We start from the raw sequence: 1,051 nt of genomic DNA, 5'->3' as shown, positions 1-1,051 counted from the left end.
GGAAGCCGGACAAGGTGCCCGCCGCCGCCACCGCCGCCAGCACGCCGCCGACCGCCATGGCCAGCCGCGCCGGGTGCGGCGCGCCGCCGGGGCTGGGCGACCAGCTGGCGCGCGCGATGTCGATGACACTGCCCGAGGACAGGAAGGCATGCGCCTTGTAAAGCGAGTGGGCAACGATGTGCAGCAGCGCCGCCGGCCAGGCCCCAAGGCCGCACTGCAGCAGCATGAAGCCCATCTGCGCGATCGTGGACCAGGCCAGCGCCACCTTCACCGCATTCTGGGTCAGCATGACGACGCTGGCAAACAGTGCGGTGAAGCCGCCGACCACCAGCAGCACGTCGAGTGCAGCGGTCGCCTCGCCCATCAGCGGGGCAAAGCGCAGCACCAGGAAGCCGCCGGCGTTGACGATGCCGGCATGCAGCAGCGCCGACACCGGGGTGGGCGTTTCCATCACCTCGGTGATCCAGCCATGCAGCGGGAACTGGGCGGACTTCAACAGCGCAGCGATGGCGATCAGCACCGCCGGCAGCGTGCCGTTGACGCCAGCAAGGCTCGTGAACAGCGTGGCGAAGTCGAGCGCGCCGGTGGCCTGCCACAGCAGGGTGAAGGCCACGCCCAAGCAGACATCGCCGATACGGCTGGCAATGAAATGCTTGCGGGTCGCAAGGATGGCCGAAGGGCGGTCGCCGTAGAAGAGCAGCAGCCGGTCAAGGCCCAACGAGGTGGCGATCCAGGCGGCCAGGAACATCGGCATGGTGCCGGACAGGATCAGCACCAGCACCGCCGCCAGCGTGGCCGACAGTGCCCGCGTGAAGCGTGCGTGGCCGGGATCGCCGGCCATGTAGTTCTTCGCAAAGTGGACGACGATGCTGCCGACGAAGCCGACGAGCAGGAACATGACCGCAGTGAGCGCATCATAATGGATGGCAAGGCCGGGCAGCGCCGGGGTGGCGAGCGGGCCGCCGATTGCCACCAGCCCGGCACCGACCATGGCGCTGACAAGGCTGATCAGCGCGGCGGCGCGGGCGCGCAAGGCCAGCCGCCGGGCGTC

Annotated in this window: 1 protein-coding gene; it reads right to left on the bottom strand. The window is 69.6% G+C overall.

Features of this window, described 5'->3' with window-relative positions; all coding sequences use genetic code 11:
- Positions 1–1,051 (bottom strand): proton-conducting transporter transmembrane domain-containing protein (locus GJV64_RS14740; RefSeq protein WP_205599663.1); only part of this gene is annotated, 1,051 nt, incomplete at both ends.

The organism is Sandarakinorhabdus rubra (assembly GCF_010994245.1).
GTDB lineage: Bacteria > Pseudomonadota > Alphaproteobacteria > Sphingomonadales > Sphingomonadaceae > Sandarakinorhabdus > Sandarakinorhabdus rubra.
This window is presented reverse-complemented; position numbering and strand designations above follow the sequence as displayed.